The following is a 20,937-nucleotide window of genomic DNA, read 5'->3' on the forward strand; positions in this document are numbered from 1 at the left end:
ATCAGGAGAGAAGGCTTCCCTGAGAAGATATCAGAAGCCGAGCTTGCCGAGCTGCTTCGGGTCGGACTGCCAGTTCTTGGCGACCTTCATCCGCAGATCAAGGTAGACATTCTGGCCGAGCAGGTCGATCAGCCCCTTGCGGGCATTGTGGATGATCCGGCCCATGCGACGGTTGTCCTTGCCCCGCAGGATCCGCTTCTGTCCCTCGCGCTCCACGAAGATCACCGCGTGGACGTCGAGCACACCCTCGCGCTCCTCGTCCGGCAGCACCTCGTCGACCTGCACGGCCACCGAGTGCGGCAGTTCGTCGTGCAGTCCGGCCAGCGCCGCCTCCCGGATGAGTTCGGAGATCCGGGTGTCCCGGTCGTCATCGGTGACATGATCGTCCGGGTAGTACTTCGGCCCTTCCGGCAGCAGTCCGGTGATGACGTCGAGCAGCACATCGAGCTGCACCTGCTCCTTCGCGGAGACCGGCACCACTTCGGCACCGCCCTCGACGCCGCCGAGCAGGTCGTGCAGCGCGATGAGCTGGGCGCCCACCTGGTCCTTGCTGGCCTTGTCCAGTTTCGTGACGATACCGATGACCGGGGTCTTCGGTGCCGTGGCCCGCACCGCCTCGAGGATCCACCGGTCACCCGGTCCGATCTTCTCGTCGGCGGGGATGCACAGGCCGATGACGTCGACGTCGGCGTAGGTGTCCCGCACGACCTCGTTGAGCCGCTCGCCGAGCAGGGTGCGCGGCCGGTGCAGCCCGGGGGTGTCGACGACGATGGTCTGGGAGTCCGGGCGGTGCACGATGCCACGGATCGGGTGCCGGGTGGTCTCCGGCTGGTCGGCGGTGATGGCGATCTTCTCACCGACCAGCGCATTGGTGAGCGTGGACTTGCCGGTGTTCGGGCGGCCGACGAAGCTGACGAATCCGCTGCGGAACCCCTCCGGAGCGGAGAAGTCGACCGGCGCCGCCGCCGCGGCGTCCGCCGGAAGATCGTCGAACTCCGGGAACACGGCGGGATCAGTGGGCTCGGTGGGCTCGGTGGACTCAGTCATGGGGGTTCCTGTCGGTTGTGTCGTTGTCGCGACGGTCGGCGCCGGACATGTCATCGTCGGTGTCTCTGGTGTCACGGTCGCCGCTGTCGTCGGCGCCGTCGGTGTCCGGGGTCGCGCCGGTGACGACGACCGACCTGACCTTTACCCTGCCGCGGCGGTCCCGGCCACCCTCGCAGTACAGGTGCAGACCGGCGACATCGACCTCGGCGCCGGGCAGCGGGACGCGGCCGAGTTCGAAGGCCACCAGACCGGCGACGGTCTCGACGTCCTCGTACTCGTCCCCGTCGAACTCCACACCGGCGTCCTCGTAGAGTTCCTCGAGATCGTCGAGGGTCAGCCAGGGCACCACACGGTGGCGGCCCGGGCCGAGATCCTCGACGGGGACATCGGTGGAGTCATCGTACTCGTCGGAGATCTCCCCGACGATCTCCTCGAGAATGTCCTCGATGCTCACCAGACCGGAGGTGCCGCCGTACTCGTCGACGAGCACGGCGATGTGCACCTGGTCGCGCTGCATGTCCTCCAGCAGGTCGTCGAGCAGCCGGGAATCCGGGACGAAGAAGGGTTCGCGCATCAGCGTGCGGACGCCGACGCGGCGTCCCTCCCCCACCGCGGGATCCGCCTCGTACGTCGCGGCGACGAGATCCTTGAGGTACACCATCCCGATGATGTCGTCGGCACTCTCGCCGACGACGGGGATCCGGGACAGTCCGGAGCGGATGCACAGCCGGGTCGCCTGCACCGCGTTCTTGTCGTCCTCGATCCACACCATCTCCGGTCGCGGCACCATCACCGAGCGGGCGGTCGTCGAGCCGAGGTCGAAGACCGACTGGATCATCCGCCGCTCATCGGTCTCGACCACGCCGCGCCGTGAGGCGATGTCGACCATCTCCCGCAGCTCGATCTCGGTGGTGAACGGACTGTTGCTCGATTTCCCGCCGGGGACGAGCAGACTGCCCGCCCGGACCAGGACGCGGGCCACCGGCCCCAGGACACGGTTCACGACGACGAGCGGCAGTGCCGCGCGCAGCGACAGGTCATAGGGGTTGCGGAGGCCGAGGGTCCGGGAGACCACACCGACGGCGACGTAGATGAGCAGTGCCCCGACGACGACGGCCACGACGACCGCCCAGGTCGTGGACCCGATGAGGTCGAGGGCGACGAGGGCGACCAGGACGGTCGCGGTCACCTCCGACACGGTGCGCAGCAGCACCAGCAGGTTGATGTGGTCCGGACGCCTGTTCACCACGGCCGACAGCCGGGGTGCACCCGGACGGTCGTCGTCGACGAGGGTCTCCACCCGCGCCACCGAGAGTGTGCGCAGTGCGGTCTCCACCGACGAGACCACGCCCGCGAGCAGGACGACGAGCGCGGCGACGATGAGGAGGACGGCGACGGTGAGCCCGCTCATTTGTCCCCGCTGAACGGCGGCGGGACCGGATTACTCCACACCGAGTTGCCGTTGCCGTCACTGTCGTCCCGGTCGGCCGCGGTCGGGAACGCCGCGGCACCGGCCGGCTTCGGCGCGAAGTGCACGCCGCGCTCCTCCTGCGAGTCGTACCAGTTGGCGAGGATCTCGTTCTGCAGCGCGAACATGCGCTGCTCGTCCTCCGGCACGACGTGGTCGAATCCCAGCAGGTGGAGGACGCCGTGCACCGTCAGCAGATCCAGCTCGTGCTCCAGCGGGTGCCCGGCCCGGTCGGCCTGCCCCTGGGCGAAGGCCGGGCACAGGATGATGTCGCCGAGCACCCCCGGTCCCGTCGGCGGGCCGTCCTTCCGGCCCCAGCCCGGCGTCAGTTCATCCATCGGGAAGCTCATGACGTCGGTCGGGCCGGCCAGGTCGAGCCACCGTTCGTGGAGATCGGCGATCGTCTCCTCGTCGACGATGTGGATGCTCAGCTCCGCGCTGGAGTGGACGTCCAGGCTCCACAGTGCGAAGCGGGCGACGTCGATGAGTTCCTCCTCGTTGACTTCACCCATCCCGGATTCGTTGAAGACCTCGATACTCACCGTGCGTTCCTCTCTGCTCGTCGTTCCTCCCGGTCCTGCCGGGCGAGCTCCTGTTCGGCCTCGAAACTCTCGTAGGCCTCGATGATCCGCCCCACGAGGTGGTGGCGCACCACGTCGCCGCTGTCGAATTCGGTGACGGTCACCCCGTCGATGCCGGAGAGCACCCGCCGGGCGACGGTCAGCCCGCTGACCTGGCTGCGGGGCAGGTCGACCTGGGACAGGTCACCGGTGACGACGATCTTCGTCCCGAAGCCGAGCCGGGTGAGGAACATCTTCATCTGCGCCGGGGTGGTGTTCTGCGCCTCGTCGAGGATGACGAAGGCCCCGTTGAGGGTGCGTCCACGCATGTACGCCAGCGGCGCAATCTCGATGACCCCGGACTCGATGAGCCGGGGGACGTCCGTCGGGTCGAGCATGTCCCCCAGCGCGTCGTACAACGGCCGGAGGTAGGGGTCGATCTTCTCGCCGAGTGTGCCGGGCAGGAAGCCGAGCTTCTCCCCCGCCTCGACGGCGGGCCGGGTGAGGATGATGCGGGTGACCTGCTGCTTCTGGAGCGCCTGCACCGCCTTGGCGACGGCCAGGTAGGTCTTGCCGGTGCCGGCCGGTCCGATGCCGACGACGACGGTGGAGTTGTCGATCGCGTCGACGTAGCTACGCTGTCCGGGGGTCTTGGGGCGCACGACCCGGCCACGTCGGGTGACGATCGCCTCGCCGGTCAGGGCTGCCATCCCGGTCTCCGGCGCCGCACTGTCCCCGGGGGTCGCCGCAGTGCCGGTGGTGCCGGCATCCGCATCCGCGTCCGCGTCGGCGAGGTCCAGTGCCCGCCGGGTGAGGTCGGGGGTGACCACCTGGTCCCGGGCCGCCATGGTCTCGAGTTCGTGCAGCACGCGGCGGGCGCGCGCGACCTGGGAGGCCTCACCGCGCAGGGTGACGAGGTTGCCGCGGCTCAACAGATCGACATCGACATGGTCCTCGATGATCCGCAGGTTCTCGTCGGCGGTCCCCGCGACCGACTGTGCGGTCTCCGGGGAGAGCTCGACGGTGGTGGAGGCGATACGCCTGGGTGGCTGTTTCAAGACTGTCCGGGTTCTCCTGAGGTGGAACGAATGTATACCGCGAGTCTAGCGGGGGTCGCGTGACCAGCGGGGGGTGAGGACACCCAGTGCACCGAGGGCGACCGCGGCCGCGGCCGCGCTGCGGTACACCTCGGGGCCGAGGACGACGGCGCTCCCTCCGACGGCGGTGACCGCGGCGATCTCCCGGTCGGTCACCCCGCCCTCGGGACCGATGACGAGGACGAGCTCGTCGGCGTCCAGATCGGTGTCCGCGAGCGGCTGTGCGGCGACCTCGTGGAGCACGAGCACCCGGTGACGGTGCGCCGGGTCGAGCCGACCGGGCAGGTCGGCGATGTCGGTGAGCAGCTCGTCGACCCGGGCACCGCTGAGCCGGCGGGCCTGCTTCATCGCGGTGACGGCCGTCGCCTCCCACCGGCCACGCGCCTTGTCCGCTTTCCCGGGTTTGCCGTCCCAGCGGGCCACGCACCGGTCCGCCTGCCACGGGATGATCCGGTCGGCCCCCGCCTGGACCGCCAGGTCGACGGCGAGTTCGGCCCGTTCCCCCTTCGGGATCGCCTGGACCACCGTCACCGTCGGCTGTGCCGGGGTGTACGGCAGGACGCGCCGACCGGTCACGGTGCCGCCGGTCTCCCCGGTGCGGACGCCCGCGACACCGAGCCCGCGGCCGTCGGTGAGGACCACGGACTCACCGTCCCGGATCCGTTTGACGGCCAGATGCTTCGTCTCCGTCGCCGGCAGGGTGAACACCGCCCCCGAGGCACCGTCGGTGTGGGTGGCGAGCTGCGCGGCGAGGTCCGGGACGTGGAAGACGGGGTCGGTCACGGTCGTGATGCCCCTACCGGCCGAACTTCTGCTTGAGCCGCGAGAACAGGCCGCCGGAGTGGTTCTCCTCGTCGCCGCTGGTCTGGACCCGGGCGGCGTCGTCGCCGGCGCCGCGCAGTTCCTCCAGCAGCTCGCGCTGCCGGCTGTTCAGGTCGGTCGGGACGGAGACGTCGACATGGGCGACGAGGTTGCCGTGGCCCTCCCGCCGCAGGTGCGGCATACCCGCACCCCGGACGCGGACCACCGACTCCGGCTGGGTGCCGGGGTCGAGGGAGACGGTCGCGTCGGTGCCGTCGAGCAGGCCGACGTCGACGGAGGTGCCGAGGGCCGCCTCCACCATCGGGACGCGGACGGTGACGTGGAGGTCATCGTTGTCCCGCACGAAGTAGGGGTGCTCCTCGACGGAGACCTCGACGTAGAGGTCACCGGACGGGCCACCGCCCGGGCCGACCTCACCGGCGCCGGACATGCGGATACGCATGCCGTCCCGGATCCCGGCGGGGATGTTGACGGTGACGTCGCGGCGCGAACGCACGCGACCGTCGCCGGCGCACTCCTCACACGGGTCGGAGATGATCTCGCCGGTGCCCTGGCACCGCTGACAGGTCCGGGCGACCTGCACCCGGCCGAGGATGGACTGCTGGACCTCCATGACCTGCCCCTGCCCCTGGCAGGTCGGGCAGGTCACCGGGGCGGCCTTGCTCTTCGAGCCGGTCCCCTCGCAGACGTCGCAGAGCACGGCGGTATCGACGGTCACCTCGCGCTGCACACCGGTGAAGCACTCCTCGAGTGTGACGTCGAGGCGGAGCAGCGCGTCGTTGCCCGGGCGGACCCGGGACACCCGCGGTCCGCCGGCGCCGGCACCACCGCCGCCGAAGAAGGCGTCGAAGATGTCCCCGAAACCACCGCCGCCGAAGCCGCCGCCGGCACCGCCACGGCCGAAACCGGGATCCTCCGGGTCGCCGCCGGCGTCGACGATCCGACGCTTCTCCGGGTCGGTGAGAACCTCCTGTGCCAGGGACGCCTCGCGGAACTTCTCCGCGGCTTCCTCGGACGGGTTCACATCGGGGTGGTACTTGCGGGCGAGGCGCCGGTACGCCTTCTTGATCTCGGCATCGGAGGCGTTCTGGTCAACGCCGAGGATGCCGTAGTAGTCACGAGCCAAGGGTACTTGCTTCCTTACACAATTAAGCGGTCACACTGCAGACCGGACCATACTACTCCCCGGCGAGGATCCTGCTGACATAGTGTGCCACCGCATGGACCTGGCTGATCGCCGCCGGGTAGTCCAGGTACGTGGGGCCGACCACGCCGAGTCCGCCGAGCACCTCGTCGTGGGACCCGTAGCCGGTGGACACGACCGAGGCGGACTGCAGCTGTTCGGTGCGGTTCTCCTCGCCGATGGTCACACTGACCCCCGCCGACTGCACGCTCGACAGCAGCCGCAGCACCACCACCTGCTCCTCGAGCGCCTCCAGGACGTCGCCGAGTTCACCGGCGCGGACCAGGTTCGGCGTCCCGGCGAGGATCAGCCGGTCGGTGGGCCGTTCGAGCATCGTCTCGACGAGCACGGTGGCGCAGGTCAGCGCGGGGGCGCGCAGTGCGGGCGGAACCCGGGGATCATCGCCGGCCGCCATCGCCGAGATCTCCGCGGAGGCGTCATCGAGGGTGTGTCCGTCAAGGGTCTCGTTGATGATGTCCCGCAGCCGGATGACCTCGTCCTCGCCGAGCGGCTCCGGCAGGTCGACATTGCGCTGGTCGACCTGGCCGGTGTCCGTGATGAGCACGAGCAGCAGGCGGGTCGGTGACAGCTGCACGACCTCACAGTGCTTCACCCGGCCGCGACGCAGGTCCGGCAGCTGCACGACCGCCACCTGCCGGGTGAGGCGGGCGAGGAGCTGGACGCTGCGGCGCAGCACGTCCTCCATGTCCACCCCACCTTCGAGGAACGTGGTGATCGCCCGGCGCTCCGCACCGCTGAGCGGCTTGATGGTGGCGATACCGTCGACGAACCGCCGGTAGGCCTTCTCCGTCGGGATCCGCCCGGAACTGGTGTGCTGCTGGATGATGTAGCCCTCGGACTCCAGCACCGCCATGTCGTTGCGCACCGTCGCCGAGGAGACGCCGAGATTGTGCCGGTCCACCAGTGCCTTGGAGCCGACCGGCTCATGGGAGTGGATGAAATCGGCGACGATGGCGCGCAGGACGTCGTCCCGTCGTTGCTGTGTTCCTGTCGCCCTGGCCATGGTCCCCAGCCTAGCCGCAGTCCCCGGCGCCGTGGCAGGGACGGCCCGATGGTGGCGCACGCCACCACTGCGGGTCACTGTGGGGCGGTCACTGTGCGTCAGTCTCTTCGGCGAGCAGGATGTCCGTGATCACCCCGTCGGCGAGCAGTCGGCCGGCGTCGGTGACGCGGATCCGGTCCTCTTCTCCGTCGCCTGCGCCCGCGCCGGCGCCGGCGCCGGCGCCGCTGACCCGTTCCAGCAGACCCAGCCCGGTGTGCCGCGCCACGGCGGCACCGGCGTGGTCGAGCCACCGGGCCGGGACGCCCTCGCGCAGCCGCAGCCCCAGCATGATCTTCTCGGTGTGCCGGTCCGCGGCGCCGAGGTGCTCGACCTCGACGACCGGGGTCCGCCCCTCCGACAGCGCCCCGGCATAGCGGCGCGGCAGTTTGGCGTTGACCAGCCGGGTCACCCCGGTCGGCGCACCGTCCGGCGGCGTGACATGGTCGTCGGGGACACCGCGGGTCGCCGCGGCGTCCGGTGTGAGCGTCACGAGGCCGTGCGCCCCGGGGCCAGCCCCCCACCACTCGCCCTCCCGCCAGTACACGAGGTTGTGGCGGCATTCCCCGCCGGGCCGCGACCAGTTCGAGACCTCGTACCAGCCCATACCCGCGTCGACCAGGGCACTGTCGATGATCTGGTACCGGTCGGCGAGGACGTCCTCGTCGGGCATGGGCAGTTCGCCGCGGCGGACCCGGCGTCCCATCGCGGTCCCGTCCTCGACGATCAGCGAGTAGGCGGAGATGTGGTCGACGCCGGTCGCCAGGGCGGCGTCCAGCGTGCGGCGCAGGTCGTCGTCGGTCTCCGTCGGCGTGCCGTAGATCAGGTCGAGGTTGACGTGCCCGAACCCGGCGGCGAGGGCTTCGCGGGCGGCGTCGGTGGCACGCCCGGGGGTGTGGGTGCGGTCGAGCACGCGCAGCACGTGGGCGGCCGCGGACTGCATCCCCAGGGAGACGCGGGTGTACCCGGCCTCGAGCAGCGCCTCGAAATAGGCCGGGGAGGTGGACTCGGGATTCGATTCGGTGGTGACCTCCGCCCCCGGGGCCAGGCCGAGGGTGCGGCGCACCGCGTTCAGGACCCGGGTGAGCCCGTCCGCGCCGAGCAGCGAAGGCGTCCCGCCGCCGAGGAAGACCGTGTCGGGTGGGCCGGGCCGGTCCCAGTCCGCCGCCGCGCGCTCGAGTTCGGCCTCGAGGGCGTCGAGGTAGGTGCCGACCGAGGAGGAGCCGGACTGTCCCGGCGTGTAGGTGTTGAAGTCGCAGTACCCGCAGCGGGTGGTGCAGAAGGGGACGTGGATGTAGAGCCCGGAATCAGTCATAGTCAGGCGACAACACTACCCGGTGGCCGCACGGCGACGGCGAATCTTCGCCACCACCCGCTCGACCCGCGCCCGTTCGGCGAGGAACTCCGGCGGCGCCTCGCCGCGCATCTCGGCGACGATGACCGGGTGCTCACCGACGACGGTGGCCTGCCACCGGTCCACGAGCTCGACGGTGTGCCGTTCGGCACGGGCGAGCGCCTGCGGCAGCAGGACCGACTGCTCCCCCACCGCCCGGGCGGTCTGGTCGACGACCCATTCGGCCAGTTCCGACAGGGCCCCGGTGAGTTCGGTGTTGCGGCGGCGCAGTTCCAGCCGCACTGTCGCGGTGCTCGCCACCGGCGACGCCGGCTCCGGGTCCGCCCCTGCCGCCGCCGTGCCGGCCCCCTCCTCCCCCGCCGGGCCGGACGCCGGACGCGGGTGCAGGAAAGACAGTGTCCGACCGGGATGGTCGTAGGCGGGGGCCGCCGACAGGGATCCGGACCGGACACCGGAGACGAACGCCTGCCGCAGGCCGTTGAGTTCCGCCAGGTAGCGGCGGACCTCCCCCCGGCCCTGGGCGACGGATTCCGAGAGTTCCTCCAGGCAGTCGGCGACGAGCTCCGGGTCCCAGTCGGTCATCGCCGCGGCGACGTTGTCGATGTACTCCGCCACTTCGTCCCCGATGTCGTAGACGCCCTGGGTGAGTTCACGCAGGCGAAGACTGGCGGCATCGTGCACGTCGGGGCTCCTCTCGCGTCAGTCGGGCGGGCAACGTCACCAACTCTAAGACAGCGGACGCCCCGGACCGGGGAGGCCGGGCCGGGGCGTCACGGGTTTCCGGAGAACTCCGGGTCGCGTGTCACTTCGTGTTGTAGATCCACTCGATGTCGTCGGCGAAGTGCTCGGCGACGGCGAACCGCTTGACCTTCAGCGACGGGGTCATCTCGCCGTCCTCCTCGGTGAAGTCGCGGTTGCAGATCCGGAACTTCTTGATGCCCTCGGAGTGCGAGACCGTGTCGTTCGCCTCGTTGATGGCGTCCTGGATCTCGGCGCGCAGCACCGGGTTCTTGGCGAGCTCCCTGACCGGGGTGTCCGCCGGGACGTTGTTGCGCTTCTTCCAGCCCGGCAGGGCGTCCTCGTCGAGGGTGATGAGGGTGGCGACGAACTTCTGGTTGTCGCCGACGACCATGGCCTGCGAGATCAGCGGGGCGGACCGCATGATGTCCTCCAGCGGCCCCGGGGAGACGTTCTTGCCGCCGGCGGTGACGAGGATCTCCTTCTTGCGGCCGGTGATCTTCAGATGGCCGGTGTCCAGGATGGTGCCGAGGTCACCGGTGTGGAAGAAGCCCTCCTCGTCGACCGATTCGCGGGTGGCCTCCTCGTTGTTCCAGTAGCCGTCGAAGATGACGGTGCCCTTGAGCAGGATCTCGCCGTCCTCGGCGATGCGGGCGGTGTTTCCGCCGACCGGCTTGCCCACGGTGCCGATGATGTTGTCCGGCTCGAAGTTCACCGCGACGGCGGCGGTCGACTCGGTGAGGCCGTAGCCCTCGTAGATCCGGACGCCGATGCCGCGGAAGAAGTGCATCAGTTCCGGGTTCAGTGCGGAGCCGCCGGAGATGCAGTACTGCAGCGCCCCGCCCATCGCGGCACGGACCTTGCCGTAGACGAGCTTGTCGAAGATCGCGCGGCGGATCTTCAGGCCGGCCGAGGGGCCCTCGGCGGTGTCGAGTGCCTTGGAGTACTCGACGGCGGTCTTCTGCGCGACCGGGAAGATCTTTGCGCCGATGCCACCACCGTCGGTGGCGTTGGCGAGCACGCCGGCGTGGACCTTCTCGAACACGCGCGGGACGCCGAGGATGAGGTGCGGCTGAGACCGGGCGAACTCCGGGACCAGGGTGGACATGTCCGCCCAGTGGGACTGGGTCGCGCCACCGAGGGTCGCGGCGATGGAGACGGCGCGGGAGAGCACGTGGGCCAGCGGCAGGAAGGTCAGCAGCCGGTTGCCCTCGACGGCGATGCCGCCGACCGGGTGGGTGAGGATGGCGCGGGCTTCGCCGAGCCAGTTGGAGTGCAGCAGCCGGCAGCCCTTCGGGCGGCCGGTGGTGCCGGAGGTGTACACGAGGGAGGCGACGTCGCTGGCCTTCGTGGCCGCGATGCGGGCGTCCACCTCCTCGTCGGTGATGTCCCTGCCCTCCTCGACGAGGGTGGCGATGGCACCGTCGGTGATCGACAGGACGCGGTTGAGGTGGGCGGAGCCGTCGCCGGGGTCCGTGTCGTGGACGAAGGTGGACAGGCGCTCGAAGTGGCCGGACTTCTCGGCGATGCCGAACATGGCGCCCGAGTCCTTGACGATCCAGTCGCACTGGTAGGTCGAGGAGGACGGGTAGATCGGCACGGAGACCGCACCGGCGGCCATGATCGCGTAGTCGAGCAGGTTCCACTCGTAGCGGGTGTCCGACATCAGCGCGACCCGGTCGCCCTGGTTGATGCCGTTGGCGATGAGGCCCTTGGCGACGTCATACACCTCGCGGAGGAACTCGTCGGCCCGCACGTCGACCCACTCGAACTTCCGGGGGCGGCTGAACAGGACCGTCTGCGGGCGCTTGCGGGTGTTGTCCCGCAGCACCGTCAGACAGGTTTCGCTCTCACCGATGGTGTACAGCGCCTCCGAGGTGTACTCCTGCATGTTTCTCCTTATTGAACTGGTCTTCACTCCGGCACGACAGTACCGGGGATCACACGGAGCGTGTCGACGTGGTGCACGACACTCTCCCGGATACAGATAAGAACATACGCTTCCCCCGGTGTTCCGGCAGCATTTTGCCGGGACCGGATCAGAAGAGCGTCGTCACCGCCCAGACGACGACGAGGAACACGATGAGCAGGACAAGTGCCTGCCGCACCTTCGAATGTTTCACTACCTGTCTCCCTTACTTCCCGTACTTCCTGTACCGCCGGTGACACCGGTGACGTCAGCGACATCGGTGACATCGGTGACATCAGCGACACTGGTGACATCAGCGGTGTCAGCGGCACCGGTGCCGCTGTCCGCCCGTCCGAAGAACCTGCGTTCCTCGTCGTCCGGCGCGATGACCTTCGTCACCAGCCACAGGATGACCCTGGTGACGACATACGAGACGGGGAGGAGCACCACCAGCACCAGCGGGGTCTGGAACCACACCGGCAGGTTGATGACCCACTGCTCCACACCGTCCGTCACACCACCAGTCACGTGCACCGATCCTACCGTGCCTGCCCTGCCTGCCGTGTCTGCAGTGCCAGCCATGCCACCCGGTCCACCCCGGTCCACCCGGTCCACCCGGGTCCGCCCGGGCCCGGATGTCCTTCCCCGGTGAGGTAGAGAACCTCGCCGTCAGAAACAGGCGAGGTCCGGGGGGTGTCCCTATGTAGATTGTCAACCCCTGCAACCGTCTTTTCTCTGACCCGTGTAGCCCTCCTGGGGCGAGGGTTGTCGAACATGCTGACGTGGACGTTCCACCCGTCGTGACGGTGGAACGCCTGACGTGGGGTCGGCGTGGTTCAGCTCAGCTATCTAGGCAGCCGGGACCTCCTGCGGGGTGCGGGCCGGCAGCTCACGGAAGAACTCACCGCGGGTCAGCATCGCGAAGATGACGTTGCACCGTCGCCGGGCCAGACACATCACCGCCGCATTGTGCCGCTTACCCTCGGCCCGTTTCTTCGCGTAGTACGCCCTGGACGCCTCATGGCAGTTCGATGCGACCCACGCAGATCGGAACAGGGCATTCTTGAGCCTCTTGTTACCTGACCTGGCCGGGAACTCACCCCTGATTGACGTGCCGGAGCGTCTCGTCACCGGGGCGATCCCGGCGTAAGCAGCCAGGTGGGCGGCATCGGGGAAGTCGGAACAGTCGCCGACGGCCAGGAGGATGTTTGCGGCGGTCTTGATGCCGACTCCCGGCATCGACATCAAGACCTCGGCAAGAGGGAAGTCGTCCAGCATCTCCTCGACCTGCCCTGCGATGGACTCACGTTGAGCCTTCAACGACTTGATGTTGGTGGCCAGCATCGGTATCGCGATTTCGGCGGCCCCGGTGCCGGGTACGGTGACGGTCTGGGCTCCGAGGGCCTGGAAGATGTCGTCGACCAGGGCTTCCGGGTCCTTCTTAGCGTGATTTCGTGCCCAGGCCAGAACCCGGGCCTTACCCGACTTCTTCAGCTTGGTGGGGCCGCCGTAGTGGATCAGCAGGTCCAGTACGAATGCACGTTGCAGGACTTCGCCGGCGAACACGCGCTCCAGTGACGGGTAGATCTGCACCAGGATGCTGCGCAGCCGGTTGATGGTGCGAGTGCAGTCGCGGGCGATGTCGTCGTCCAGGCCGGACAGCATCTTGAGTGCTGACAGGACCTCGTCGTTGCGGTCGACGACCCGCAGAGTATGCGGCATGGTGCGGGCGGTGTCGGCGATGATGAACGCGTCGCGGGGATCGGTCTTGGCCTGACCGGGGTACAGGTCGGCTGCCTTGCGCATCGCCAGGCCTGGCAGATAGGCGACACCGCACCCGGTGGCACGGGCCACGGCGACCGGGAGGGCGCCGATGGTGTTGGGCTGGTCGACGATCAGCAGCACACGGCCGTGCTCTTTGAGCTCGTTGAACAGGGCGGTGAGGTGGGCTTCGTCCTGCGGCAGGCCTTTGCCGTAGAGCCTGGTGCCGTCGGCGAGTAGGGCGCAGCCGTGGTGGGCGGTCTTGCCGACGTCGAGTCCGAGGTAGACGTCGTAGCCGGTGGTGTCTTCCATGGTGTTTTCCCTCCTTGATCCTGGGGAGGTCGGTGTGGTTGTGGTGGAAGATCACTGGTGGTCAGACACTCGTCGCGGGCACCCACGTTACGAAGAGACTTCACGGAACTGTGGCCGTGAGCCGCGTCCCTATTAGCCGTCGGCGTGCGTCCTGGTTCCCCGGTGGCAACACCCCCCGGATCATGTCGAACAACAGGGCGAGTAAGCCATACCGAGGCCAGTGACCTGTCCCCGAGGGTACGGGGACTGGATCAAGGTAACGGGCGCCGGAGTCAACGCCGGGTCAGCGCCGGGTCAGCGCCCGTGTCGGTTTTCCGAACCCAGGGGTCGGGCGACTCCTGCAGATGTCGGGTTCACGAGCCGAGGTGTCGCTTGAGAACAGGAAAAAAGACCTGTCGGTTCTTTCCGCGGACATCGGGGTCGGGCGCGTGTCCACAACCTCCCCTGGCGTACTGCCGGACCGCCCGTGCAGGTCAGTGCCGGTCAGTGCCGGTCAGTGCCGGTCAGTGCCGGTCATGCCGGTCAGTGGTCTCCGCCACCTCCGGCCAGCCCGCGGCGCTCCAGCAGCGGTTCCACACTGCGCTGCTGTCCGCGGAACATCCAGAAGGCATCGTCGTAGTCGATGGTGGCGCCCCGAGACAGGATCATCCGACGGAACCGGTCACCGGCGAACCCGACATCGTCCGGGTCCGGGGCAGCGGCACCGACAGCGTCACCACTGGCACCACTGTCACCGGTACCGCCGGTACCGCCGGTCGCCGCGCCGGTGTCGACAAAGGCCCGGAACCCGTCGGCGTCGAGCACCTCCGCCCACAGGTAGCTCCAGTAGTCGGCCGAGTACCCGCCGGCGAAGATGTGGTTGAAGTAGGTCGACCGGTACCGCGGGGCGATCGCCGGCACCGCGGCCGGCCCGACCCCCGCCGCCTCCAGCGCCTCCGTCTCGAAGGCCGCCACATCGGTGACCCGGTCCGCCTGGGCCGCCGACAACCGGTGCCACGCCAGGTCGAGCCAGCACGCCGCAAGATACTCGGTGGTACTGAACCCCTGTCCCCACTGCTGCTGCGCACGCACCGCGGTGACCAGCTCCGGAGGCAGCTGTTCACCGGTCTCCACATGGTGGGCGTAGTTGGCGAGCACGGCGGGCTCCAGCGCCCAGTTCTCGTTGATCTGGCTGGGGAACTCCACGAAGTCACGGGGCACGTTGGTGCCCGACAGGCTCGGGTAGCGCACATCGGACAGCAGCCCGTGGAGGGCGTGGCCGAACTCGTGGAACACCGTCGTCACCTCGTCGAGGCTGAGCAGCGCCTGCTCCCCCGCGGCCGGCCGGGCGATGTTCAGCACGTTGACGACCACCGGGGCCTGACCGATGAGGTTGTTCTGGTCGACGAAGCTGCTCATCCAGGCGCCACCACGCTTGGTCGGGCGGGCCCACGGATCGAACAGGAACAGGCCGACAGAACGCTCCCCGTCGCGGACCTCCCAGACCGAGACATCCGGGTGGTAGCCGACGAGATCCTCCCGCGGGACGACGTCGATGCCGTAGAGCCGGTGCGCGGCGAAGAAAGCGCCGTCACGCAGCACCCGGTCGAGCGGGAAGTACTTCATCAGCTCCGCCTCGTCGACGTCGAGCTCCTCGGCACGCAGCTGTGCATCCCAGTAGGGCAGGTCGGCCTCGGTCAGCCGCGGGTCCGCGCCGCTGACCGAGGCCTTGTCCGCCGCCCGCTTGTACTCGCCGAGCGCGTTGGCGACCGCCGGCGCCGTCACCCGGTCGAGCAGGTCGTCGACCGCGGCCACGGTGCCGGCGGTCTCCTCCTCGGCGACGAAGGCCGCGTGGTTGGGGTAGCCGAGCAGTTCGGCCCGCCGGGCGCGCAGCCGCACGGTCTCCAGCACGATGTCGTCGTTGCCGGTCTCCCCGGTTCCGCGGCCGCGGGCCGCCGAAGCCTCGGCGATGCGCCGTCGGGACGCCGCATCCGACAGCTCCTCGAGCACCGGCTGGACACTGGGCAGTCCGAGCCGGACGAGCCAACCGTCCTGCCCGGCCTCCTCGGCATCGGCACGCAGCTGGTCCTTCCGGGTGCGGCTCAGCCCCGCCAGCTCCTCCTCCGCGGTGAACAGCACCGCACCGGCGTCGGTGGCGGCGACGAGGCGGCGTCCGAACGCGGTGGAGAGCTCGGCGAGCCGGGCGTCGATACCGCCGAGTTCCTCCCGGCCCGCCTCGTCGAGGTCCGCGCCACCCCGCCGGAACTGCCGCAGCCAGTGTTTCAGCAGTGCCGCGTTCTCACTGTCCTCCGGCTGCGCCGGCATGGCTTTCACCCGCGCATACAGGCCCTGGTCGAGGTTGACGGCGGTGATGTGCCGGGACAGTTCGGGGGCGACGGTCTCCTCGGCGGCGATGACGTCGGCGGTGGCGTCCGTCCCCGCGTAGTTGAAGACGATGGCCAGCACCCGCTGGAGCAGCTGTCCGCTGGCCTCGAGGGCCTCCATCGTGTTCTCCCAGGTCGGCGGTTCCGGGTTCGCCACGATGGCGGCGATCTCCGCCTCGTGGTCGGTGACGGCGGTGCGGAAGGTGGGCACCAGGTCGGCGACGTCGATGTGGGCGAAGTCGGGCAGTTCGTGGTCGAGGACCGAAGGTTCGAGCAGCGGATTCATGGTCCCCACCCTAACGGCCGCGCAGGCTAGGGTGATCCCATGGTCTCTCCTGTCCTGGATACCCCGTCCGGTCGCGTCTCCGGTTCCCTCCGCGGTTCCGGGCCGGACGCCGTCGCGGTCTTCCGCGCCGTCCCGGTCACCACCTCCTCCCCGTTCGGTGACCCGGAGCCCGCCGCACCGTGGCCGGGGGTGCTCGACTGCACCGACAGCCGGGAACGGCGCGCGCTGCGCGGGGACGGCACCGTCACCGTCTTCGCCCCGGCCGACCGGGCAGACCTGGCCGGCGCGTCGCTGCCGGTCATCGCCTGGGTCCACGGCGGACGGTACGAGGAAGGGCACGGCGACGACGGCTGGTACGACGGCACCACCCTCGCCCGCTCCGGCTGCATCGTCGTCACCCTGAACTACCGGAAGCGCTTCGCCGGGTTCCTCCCGCTCGACACTGACGACACTGACGAGTCTGACGGGACCGACGGGACTGACGGGCCGGGTTCCCGCGGCGTCGCCGATCTCCGCCACGCCCTGCAGTGGGTGCAGGAGACCGTCGCCGGGCTCGGCGGTGACCCGGACAACGTCACCCTGGCCGGCCAGTCCGCCGGCGGCGGGCTGGTGACGGCCCTGCTCGCCGACCGTCGGGCCGACCTGCTGTTCCACCGGGCGCTGGTGCTCTCCCCCGGACTGCCCCGGATCAGTGCGCGCACCGGCTGGCGGGTCCGTCGGGCGCTCGCCCGGCTGTTCCTGCGCACACCGCTGACTCGCACCCGGCTCGAGGCACTGCCCGCCCGGCGCCGGGCGGCGGCCTACCGGTGGATGGCGCGGGCCTGTGCCACCGACTGCGCCGTGGGCCCCGGCCCGGTGGACTTCGACGCCCTGCGGGAGGTGCCGCTGCTGGTCTCCACGATGCAGGACGAGTTCGTCCGCTTCCCCGGCGTCCACCAGCTCGACCGGGTACTGCACCGGCTGCACCTGTCGCCGTGGTGGGTGGCCCCGGGCATGCTGGTGCTCGGTGTGCCGTGGCGGTCGCTGCGCCGGTGGGTACGGTCGGTCGACCGTGCCCGGCCGACGGGACAGACCGTGGGGGACACGATGATCCGCCGGTGGGCGGCGGGGCTGCTGGAACATGCCCGTGGGGCCGACGTGTGGGCGTGCGAGTTCCGGGGCGGGGACAGTCACGGCGGCCGGGTTGATGCCCTGCACTGCGGGGAACTCCCGCTGTTGTTCGACACCCTGCAGGTCGGGAAGAAACTGGTCCGCGCCTTCTGCGGCCCCGGTGCACAGGAGCGGCTCGGCGGGCCCGGTGGTGCCGGGGAGCGGTTCCGGGCCGCCGTCGTCGCGTTCGCCCACGGTGCGGGGCCGGGCTGGGAGCCCTACCGGGACGAGCGGACCACGCACGTCTTCGACCTGACCGGCGGAACGGACCGGGACGTCACCGATCCGTTGCGGGAGATCCGCACCCTGCTGCCGGTCGGCTGACACCGGCACCTGCGCCCGGCCACGGTCGGGGCGACGGCCCCCGGAGCGGCCCTTTAGACTGGTCGCCATGGCACTCACCTTCCCCGACATCGACACGCTCCGTGCCCGCGGCACGATGAAGTGGACGAAATACCCCGCCGACGTCCTGCCCCTGTGGGTCGCCGAGACCGACTTCGACACCTGCCCCGCCGTCGACGACGCCGTCCGACGGGCCGTCGACCGCCAGTACTTCGGCTACCCGGTCGCCGGTGCCCGTTCCCGGAACCTCGCCGACGCGCTCGCGGAGTTCACCGCGGCCCGCCACGGCTGGAACATCGACCCGGCGAAGGTCACCTACGTCCCCGACGTCGTCCAGGGCATCTGCGTCGCCGTCGACGCCCTCACCCCCGCCGGCTCGACCATCGTCGTGCCCATGCCCGCCTACCCGCCCTTCCAGAAGGTCCCCACCGCCACCCGCCGGCCGGCCGCCTATGTGCCGATGACCGACGAGTCCGGTTTCGACCTGGCGGCCCTGGAGCGCGCCTTCACCTCGACCGACAACCCGCACGGAGTCGGCAGTCTCATCCTGTGCAACCCCTTCAACCCGCTCGGCCGGGCGTTCTCCGCCGAGGAGCTCCGCGCCGTCACCGACCTGGCGGCCCGCCACGATGTCCGCGTCATCTCCGACGAGATCCACGCCCCGCTCGTGTACTCCGGCCACCACATCCCCACCGCGACGGTCTCCGACACCGCCTACGGCAACACCGTGACAGTCACCGCCACCTCCAAGGGTTGGAACACCGCGGGCCTGAAGTGCGCCCAGATCATCGCCACCGCCGACGAGGACGCCAAGCTCATCGGCCGGCTGTCCAACGTCGTCACCGGTGAGCCCTCCACCCTCGGCATCGAGGCCGCCACCGCCGCCTACCTCGACGGCGTCCCGTGGCTCGAGGAGGAGGTCAGCTACCTCGCCGCCAACTGGGAGCACCTGCGGACCCGGCTGCCCGAGGTCCTGCCCGGGGTCCGGCTGCCGCAGCAGCAGGCGACGTTCCTCGCCTGGCTCGACGTCTCGCAGGTCGACCGGCTGCGCGGCGCCGACGGCACCGTCGCCGACCCGGCGGAGCGGCTGCGCACCCACGCCCGGGTCGCCTTCAACGAGGGCACCGATTTCGGCCCCGTGGGCCGCGGCCACGTCCGGCTGAACTTCGGCACCTCCCGCGCGGTCCTCGACGAGGCGCTGGACCGGATCGCCGAGGCCGACCTGCACACCGGAGAGGCTCTGTGAGCAGCCTGACCCGGATCGTCCGCTCCATGCGGGAGCTGTGGCCGTACTACGTCATGGTCATCGTCGCCGCCACGGCGACCTCCCTGCTCGGCCTCGCGGCACCGTTCCTCATCAAGCACGTCACCGACACGATCGTGGACGCCGCCAACGGCAGCGTCTCCGTCGGCGACGCCACCCGCACCGCCGTGTGGATCGCCGTCGCCCTGTTGTTCGCGGAGCTCGCCAACACCGTCATCCACAACATCGGCGGCTGGTTCGGCGACGTCATGGGCATGCGGATGCGGCAGATCCTGTCGAACCGCTACTTCGCCAAACTCCTGGCACTGCCGCAGCGCTACTTCGACCACCAGATCACCGGCACGATCATCTCCCGGCTGGACCGGTCGATCCTCGGGCTCACCCAGTTCCTCCAGTCCTTCGCCAACAACTTCTTCTCGATGATCCTCACGGTCATCCTCGTGCTGGCGATCTCCGCCTGGTACTACTGGCCGCTCGCCCTGCTGCTCATCGTCATCTTCCCGCTCTACCTGTGGCTCACCGCCCTCACCAGCCGGAAGTGGATGCGCTGGGAGAAGACCAAGAACGAGCACATCGACACCGCCCAGGGCCGGTTCGCCGAGGTCATCGGCCAGGTGAAGGTCGTGAAGTCCTTCGTCTCGGAGCTCCGGGAGCTGCGGCTGTTCCAGGGGCACTTCGCCGAGACCGTCGCCGTGACGAAGAAGCAGTCCGGCTGGTGGCACATGATGGACATCTTCCGCATGGCGGGGATGAACATCATCTTCTTCGCCATCTACCTCGTCCTGTTCTGGCGCACCCTGCACGGCTACTTCACCCTCGGTGACATGGTGCTCCTCGTCCAGCTGGTGACGATGGCCCGCCAGCCGGCGACGATGATGAGCTGGATGGTCGATTCCGCCCAGCGCGCCGCCGCGGGCTCCCGCGAGTACTTCGAGGCGATGGACGAGCTGGAGGAGCCCACCACGGACCCCGACCTGCTCGCGGCGTCCCGCGAGTACGGCCCGGACCTCGTCCCCGAGCGGGCGCTGCGCAACGCCGTCCCGGCGCCGCCGGCTCGCACCGGCGACGGTCCGGTGTTCAGCTTCGAGCACGTCAGTTTCGGCTACGAGGCCGATGAGCAGGTCATCCACGATGTCACGTTCACCGCCGGCCGTGGCGAGCGGGTCGCGCTCGTCGGCGAATCCGGCGGCGGCAAGTCGACGCTGGTCAACCTGCTGCTGGGCCTGTACCGGCCGACCGGCGGCACGCTGCGGATCTGCGGGCACGACATCCGTGACCTCTCCGCGGCGCAGCTGCGCGGCATGGTCGGGGTCGTGTTCCAGGAGGCGGCGCTGTTCTCCGGCACCATCCGGGAGAACATTGCCTACGCCCGCCCGGACGCCACCGACGAGGAGGTCGCCGCCGTCGCCCGCCGGGCCAACGCGGACGCCTTCATCCGCGAATTCCCCGACGGCTACGACACGGTCATCGGCGAACGCGGGCTCCGGCTCTCGGGCGGCCAGAAGCAGCGCATCGCCGTGGCCCGCGCCATGCTGAAGGACGCCCCCATCCTCGTCCTCGACGAGGCGACCTCCGCCCTCGACACCCGCTCCGAGCAGGCCGTGCAGGCCGGTCTCGAGGAGCTGATGGTCGGCCGCACCACCCTGGTCATCGCCCACCGGCTGTCGACCATCGCGACCGTCGACACGATCGTCACGCTCGACCACGGTCACGTCGACGAGATCGGCTCCCCCGGTGACCTGGCGGTCTCCGGCGGCATCTACGCCGAACTGCTCCGGCTCACGGCCAGTTCCTCGGCCGCGGACCGGGAACGGTTGAAGAAGTTCGGCTTCCACACCGACGGGGAAACAGACAGTGCCGACGGGACCGACAGCGCCGAAGGTGCCGAGGGTGCCGAGGGTGCTGTCCCCGGCACCGACGGGACAGCAGAACCCCCGGTCCGCTGACGGCGGACCGGGGGTCGGGCCCCGCGGGGCGGGGACAGTGAACTGCAGGCGGGCTACTTGTCCTTGAACTTGCCGATGACCTCGTTGGCCTTGTCGGTCACCTGGTCCTTGGCGTCCTCGAACTTCTGCTTCGCGTCGGACTTGACCTGGTCGGCCTTGCCCTCGTTCTGCAGGTCATCGTTGCCGGATGCCTGGCCCGCGGCCTCCTTGGCCTGGCCGGCGAGTCCTTCCGCCTTGTTCTTGATGTCGTCGATACCGGACATGTCTTTCACAACC

At 69.7% G+C, this 20,937-nt stretch carries 17 protein-coding genes; 3 read left to right on the forward strand and 14 right to left on the reverse strand.

Features of this window, described 5'->3' with window-relative positions; all coding sequences use genetic code 11:
* Positions 1–30: 30 nt before the first annotated feature.
* From era to FSW06_RS04625, 13 genes are all read right to left on the reverse strand, one after another.
* Positions 31–1,047 (reverse strand): GTPase Era, encoded by a 1,017-nt coding sequence (gene era, locus FSW06_RS04565; RefSeq protein ID WP_010122391.1) that lies wholly within the window; start codon positions 1,045–1,047, stop codon positions 31–33.
* The gene (locus tag FSW06_RS04570) at positions 1,040–2,458 is read right to left on the reverse strand and encodes a hemolysin family protein (protein ID WP_010122392.1); all 1,419 of its coding nucleotides are present in this window, start codon (positions 2,456–2,458) and stop codon (positions 1,040–1,042) included. The genes era and FSW06_RS04570 overlap by 8 nt, the downstream gene beginning before the upstream one ends.
* On the reverse strand, positions 2,455–3,057 hold the full coding sequence (gene ybeY, locus FSW06_RS04575; protein WP_010122393.1) for an rRNA maturation RNase YbeY: 603 nt from the start codon (positions 3,055–3,057) through the stop codon (positions 2,455–2,457). The genes FSW06_RS04570 and ybeY overlap by 4 nt, the downstream gene beginning before the upstream one ends.
* A complete protein-coding gene (locus FSW06_RS04580; RefSeq protein WP_010122394.1) occupies positions 3,054–4,133 on the reverse strand; it encodes a PhoH family protein in 1,080 nt (359 codons plus the stop codon). The genes ybeY and FSW06_RS04580 overlap by 4 nt, the downstream gene beginning before the upstream one ends.
* Positions 4,134–4,178: 45 nt before the next feature.
* Positions 4,179–4,955 carry a 16S rRNA (uracil(1498)-N(3))-methyltransferase gene (locus FSW06_RS04585; RefSeq protein ID WP_010122395.1) on the reverse strand — a complete coding sequence of 259 codons (777 nt, stop codon included), beginning with the start codon at positions 4,953–4,955 and terminating at the stop codon, positions 4,179–4,181.
* 13 nt (positions 4,956–4,968) lie between these two features.
* On the reverse strand, positions 4,969–6,120 hold the full coding sequence (gene dnaJ, locus FSW06_RS04590; RefSeq protein WP_010122397.1) for a molecular chaperone DnaJ: 1,152 nt from the start codon (positions 6,118–6,120) through the stop codon (positions 4,969–4,971).
* A gap of 52 nt (positions 6,121–6,172) precedes the next feature.
* The gene (gene hrcA / locus FSW06_RS04595) at positions 6,173–7,201 is read right to left on the reverse strand and encodes a heat-inducible transcriptional repressor HrcA (RefSeq protein WP_010122398.1); all 1,029 of its coding nucleotides are present in this window, start codon (positions 7,199–7,201) and stop codon (positions 6,173–6,175) included.
* An 88-nt stretch (positions 7,202–7,289) separates the two neighbouring features.
* The gene (gene hemW / locus FSW06_RS04600; RefSeq protein WP_010122399.1) at positions 7,290–8,552 is read right to left on the reverse strand and encodes a radical SAM family heme chaperone HemW; all 1,263 of its coding nucleotides are present in this window, start codon (positions 8,550–8,552) and stop codon (positions 7,290–7,292) included.
* Between the two features lie 15 nt (positions 8,553–8,567).
* Complete coding sequence (locus FSW06_RS04605) at positions 8,568–9,272, reverse strand: hypothetical protein (protein WP_010122400.1); 705 nt, start codon at positions 9,270–9,272, stop codon at positions 8,568–8,570.
* Positions 9,273–9,393: 121 nt separating this feature from the next.
* The gene (locus tag FSW06_RS04610; RefSeq protein ID WP_010122401.1) at positions 9,394–11,220 is read right to left on the reverse strand and encodes an AMP-dependent synthetase/ligase; all 1,827 of its coding nucleotides are present in this window, start codon (positions 11,218–11,220) and stop codon (positions 9,394–9,396) included.
* 231 nt (positions 11,221–11,451) lie between these two features.
* Positions 11,452–11,766 carry a hypothetical protein gene (locus tag FSW06_RS04615; protein WP_139024589.1) on the reverse strand — a complete coding sequence of 105 codons (315 nt, stop codon included), beginning with the start codon at positions 11,764–11,766 and terminating at the stop codon, positions 11,452–11,454.
* A 321-nt stretch (positions 11,767–12,087) separates the two neighbouring features.
* Positions 12,088–13,311, reverse strand: a complete 1,224-nt coding sequence (locus FSW06_RS04620; RefSeq protein WP_010122897.1) for an IS110 family RNA-guided transposase — start codon at positions 13,309–13,311, stop codon at positions 12,088–12,090.
* Between the two features lie 522 nt (positions 13,312–13,833).
* Entirely contained in the window at positions 13,834–15,960 is a 2,127-nt protein-coding gene (locus tag FSW06_RS04625; RefSeq protein WP_010122406.1) for a M3 family metallopeptidase, read from the reverse strand.
* Between the two features lie 39 nt (positions 15,961–15,999).
* Here FSW06_RS04625 and FSW06_RS04630 point away from each other — a divergent pair, with 39 nt between their 5' ends.
* From FSW06_RS04630 to FSW06_RS04640, 3 genes are all read left to right on the forward strand, one after another.
* Positions 16,000–17,433: a carboxylesterase family protein gene (locus FSW06_RS04630; protein WP_010122407.1), complete on the forward strand. Its 1,434-nt coding sequence runs from the start codon at positions 16,000–16,002 to the stop codon at positions 17,431–17,433.
* 67 nt (positions 17,434–17,500) lie between these two features.
* A complete protein-coding gene (locus FSW06_RS04635) occupies positions 17,501–18,697 on the forward strand; it encodes a MalY/PatB family protein (RefSeq protein ID WP_010122408.1) in 1,197 nt (398 codons plus the stop codon).
* A gap of 26 nt (positions 18,698–18,723) precedes the next feature.
* Positions 18,724–20,661 (forward strand): ABC transporter ATP-binding protein, encoded by a 1,938-nt coding sequence (locus FSW06_RS04640; RefSeq protein WP_050802060.1) that lies wholly within the window; start codon positions 18,724–18,726, stop codon positions 20,659–20,661.
* A gap of 53 nt (positions 20,662–20,714) precedes the next feature.
* Here FSW06_RS04640 and FSW06_RS04645 read toward each other — a convergent pair whose 3' ends face one another.
* Positions 20,715–20,924, reverse strand: coding sequence for a CsbD family protein (locus FSW06_RS04645; protein WP_010122412.1), 210 nt, complete (start codon positions 20,922–20,924; stop codon positions 20,715–20,717).
* Between the last annotated feature and the right edge of the window lie 13 nt (positions 20,925–20,937).

Source organism: Corynebacterium nuruki S6-4 (genome assembly GCF_007970465.1).
GTDB lineage: Bacteria > Actinomycetota > Actinomycetes > Mycobacteriales > Mycobacteriaceae > Corynebacterium > Corynebacterium nuruki.

Excerpts from the sequence above, each read along its gene's own strand:
- era (WP_010122391.1), bottom strand. The coding sequence starts at position 1,047 with ATGACTGAGTCCACCGAGCCCACCGAGCCCACTGATCCCGCCGTGTTC.
- FSW06_RS04570 (WP_010122392.1), bottom strand. The coding sequence starts at position 2,458 with ATGAGCGGGCTCACCGTCGCCGTCCTCCTCATCGTCGCCGCGCTCGTC.
- hrcA (WP_010122398.1), bottom strand. The coding sequence starts at position 7,201 with ATGGCCAGGGCGACAGGAACACAGCAACGACGGGACGACGTCCTGCGC.
- hemW (WP_010122399.1), bottom strand. The coding sequence starts at position 8,552 with ATGACTGATTCCGGGCTCTACATCCACGTCCCCTTCTGCACCACCCGC.
- FSW06_RS04610 (WP_010122401.1), bottom strand. The coding sequence starts at position 11,220 with ATGCAGGAGTACACCTCGGAGGCGCTGTACACCATCGGTGAGAGCGAA.
- FSW06_RS04620 (WP_010122897.1), bottom strand. The coding sequence starts at position 13,311 with ATGGAAGACACCACCGGCTACGACGTCTACCTCGGACTCGACGTCGGC.
- FSW06_RS04625 (WP_010122406.1), bottom strand. The coding sequence starts at position 15,960 with ATGAATCCGCTGCTCGAACCTTCGGTCCTCGACCACGAACTGCCCGAC.
- FSW06_RS04630 (WP_010122407.1), top strand. The coding sequence starts at position 16,000 with ATGGTCTCTCCTGTCCTGGATACCCCGTCCGGTCGCGTCTCCGGTTCC.
- FSW06_RS04635 (WP_010122408.1), top strand. The coding sequence starts at position 17,501 with ATGGCACTCACCTTCCCCGACATCGACACGCTCCGTGCCCGCGGCACG.
- FSW06_RS04640 (WP_050802060.1), top strand. The coding sequence starts at position 18,724 with ATGCGGGAGCTGTGGCCGTACTACGTCATGGTCATCGTCGCCGCCACG.
- FSW06_RS04645 (WP_010122412.1), bottom strand. The coding sequence starts at position 20,924 with ATGTCCGGTATCGACGACATCAAGAACAAGGCGGAAGGACTCGCCGGC.